The following is a 2,982-nucleotide window of genomic DNA, read 5'->3' as shown; positions in this document are numbered from 1 at the left end:
GGCATGGCGATGCAGAAGCTCGGCAAGCTCAACTCGGGCGAGGTGGTTTTCGACGGCCAGCGCATCGACGGCTTCACCCGCAAGCAGATGAAGCCGCTGCGCCAACGCATGCAGGTGGTGTTTCAGGACCCGTTCGCCTCGCTCAATCCGCGCATGTCGGTGCGCCAGATCATCGAGGAGGGGCTGGTCGTCAACGGTATCGGCGCAAGCGGCGCCGAGCGGCTGGAGCGCTGCAAGACGGCGCTGCGCGATGCCGGCCTGCCGGACACTATCACCTCGCGCTTTCCGCACGAGTTTTCCGGCGGCCAGCGCCAGCGGCTTGCCATCGCGCGGGCGATCGCGCTGGAGCCGGAATATATCCTGCTCGACGAGCCGACATCGGCGCTCGACCTGTCGGTGCAGTCGCAGATCATCGAGCTGCTGCGCAAGCTGCAGAAGGAGCGCGACCTGAGCTATCTGTTCATCTCCCACGATCTCAAGGTGGTGCGCGCATTGTGCCACCGCGTGATCGTCATGCAGCAGGGCCAGATCGTCGAACAGGGTCCGACCGCGCAGGTGCTGTCGGACCCGGCGACGGAGTATACCCGCAGGCTCGTGCGGGCGGCCTTTGAAATTGCAACCTGACCACGACAAGGAACTTCCAAGTGGCAAGACCAGTCATCACATTCATCGGCGCGGGCTCGGCCGTCTTTACCCGCAATATAGCGGGCGATATCCTGCTGCGCCCCGCGCTTGCCTCGGCCGAAATCCGGCTGATGGATATCGACCCGAAGCGGCTCGCGGAATCGGAGATCATCGTTGGCAAGATGGCCGAAGTGCTGGGTGGCAAGGCCACGGTGCGGACCTTCGACAACCAGCGCGCGGCCCTCGACGGTGCGGATTTCGTCGTCGTCAGCTTCCAGATCGGCGGTTACCGGCCCTCGACAGTGATCGATTTCGAGGTGCCGGCGAAATTCGGCCTGCGCCAGACCATTGCCGACACGCTCGGCATCGGCGGTATCATGCGCGGCCTGCGCACGGTGCCCCACCTGTGGTCGCTCTGCGAGGATATGCTGGCGGTCGCGCCCGATGCGATCATGCTGAATTATGTCAACCCGATGGCGATCAACACCTGGGCGATCGCGGCGAAATATCCGGCGATCCGGCAGGTCGGCCTGTGCCATTCGGTGCAGGGCACGGCCGAGGAACTGGCCAGGGACCTCGACATTCCCGTCGGGAACATCCGCTACAAGGCTGCTGGCATCAACCACATGGCTTTCTACCTGAAGTTCGAGGAGCGGATGGCCGATGGCAGCTACCGCGATCTCTATCCCGACCTGCTCGCGGCCTATGCGTCCGGCAAGGCGCCGAAACCCGGCTGGAACCCGCGCTGCCCCAACCGCGTGCGCTACGAGATGCTCACCCGGCTCGGTTACTTCGTCACCGAAAGCTCGGAGCATTTCGCCGAATACACGCCATGGTTCATCAAGCGCGACCGCCCCGACCTGATCGAGCGTTTCGGCATCCCGCTCGACGAATATCCCAAGCGCTGCGTCGAGCAGATCGACCGCTGGCAGCGCGACGCCGAACGGCTCAAGACCGCCGAGACGCTCGATCTGAAGAGCAGCCGCGAATATGCCTCCTCCATCGTCAATTCGGTGGTGACGGGCGAACCCTCGGTCATCTACGGCAATATTCGCAATCAGGGATACATCCCGCAGCTTCCCACGGGATGTGCGGTGGAGGTGCCGGTGCTGGTCGATTCGAACGGGCTCCAGCCCACGGTCGTCACCGGCATCCCGCCGCAGCTGATCGCGCTGATGCGCAGCAACATCAACGTTCAGGAACTGACGGTTCAGGCCCTGCTGACGGAAAACGTCGAACACATCTACCACGCGGCGATGATGGATCCGCACACGGCGGCCGAGCTCGCCCTCGACCAGATCTGGGAGATGACGGGCGAACTGCTCGCCGCCCATGGCGACTGGCTGCCCGAATTCGCCCGCCTGCCGCAGGCAATGGCAAGCTGACACACCCGGCGGGCCATCCCGGCCCGCCGCCACCCAAAGCTCGGGAGACTCGACGATGAGTTTCAAGATCACCATCATCGGCGCCGGTTCGGTCGGCTTCACCAAGAAGCTGGTCTCGGACATCCTGACGGTGCCGGAATTCGCCGACATTGAAATCGCCCTGACCGATATCAACCCGCAGAACCTCGACATGGTGGCGCAGATCATCCGCCGCATCGTCGAGGTGAACAACCTGCCCACCCGCGTCACGGCGACGACCGACCGGCGCGAGGCGCTGGTTGATGCGCGCTACGTGATGAACTGCGTGCGCATTGGCGGGCTGGAGGCATTCGCCGAGGAGATCCGCATCCCGCTGAAATACGGCGTCGATCAATGCGTGGGCGACACGATCTGCGCCGGCGGCATCATGTATGGCCAGCGCGGCATCGCGGCGATGCTTGATTTCTGCAAGGATATCCGCGAGGTGGCCGAGCCCGACGCGCTGCTGCTCAATTATGCCAACCCGATGGCAATGATGACCTGGGCGGCGCTGGAATATGGCGGGGTGCGCACGGTGGGCCTGTGTCACGGCGTACCCAACGGCCACCGGCAGATCGCCCATGCGCTGGGGGTGCGCTTCGAGGATGTCGATATCGTCTGTTCGGGCATCAACCACCAGACGTGGTATCTCGACATCCGCGCCAAGGGCCGCAAGGTCGGCGCGGAGGAATTGCTCGCCGCGTTCGAGGCCCATCCGGTCTTTTCCCGGCAGGAAAAGGTGCGCATCGATGTGCTGAGGCGCATCGGCTACTACTCCACCGAATCGAACGGGCACCTGAGCGAATACCTGCCCTGGTATCGCAAGCGCCCGGATGAGATCATGGACTGGATCAGCCTCGACGACTGGATCCACGGCGAAACCGGCGGCTACCTGCGCTATTCGACCGAGAACCGCAACTGGTTCGAGACCGATTTCCCCAAATTCCTCGAAGAG

2 protein-coding genes and 1 pseudogene are annotated in these 2,982 nt (G+C 63.7%); all 3 read left to right on the top strand.

The window, feature by feature from the left end; all coding sequences use genetic code 11:
- Positions 1-624 (top strand): ATP-binding cassette domain-containing protein (locus tag ACK5IR_RS04090; RefSeq protein ID WP_416926192.1); only part of this gene is annotated, 624 nt, incomplete at its 5' end.
- Between the two features lie 20 nt (positions 625-644).
- Positions 645-2,009, top strand: a complete 1,365-nt coding sequence (locus ACK5IR_RS04085) for an alpha-glucosidase/alpha-galactosidase (RefSeq protein ID WP_416926190.1) — start codon at positions 645-647, stop codon at positions 2,007-2,009.
- A 55-nt stretch (positions 2,010-2,064) separates the two neighbouring features.
- A pseudogene (locus ACK5IR_RS04080) lies at positions 2,065-2,982 on the top strand (alpha-glucosidase/alpha-galactosidase); the annotation flags it as partial.

The organism is Tropicimonas sp., assembly GCF_047971885.1.
Taxonomy (GTDB): domain Bacteria; phylum Pseudomonadota; class Alphaproteobacteria; order Rhodobacterales; family Rhodobacteraceae; genus Tropicimonas.
This window is presented reverse-complemented; position numbering and strand designations above follow the sequence as displayed.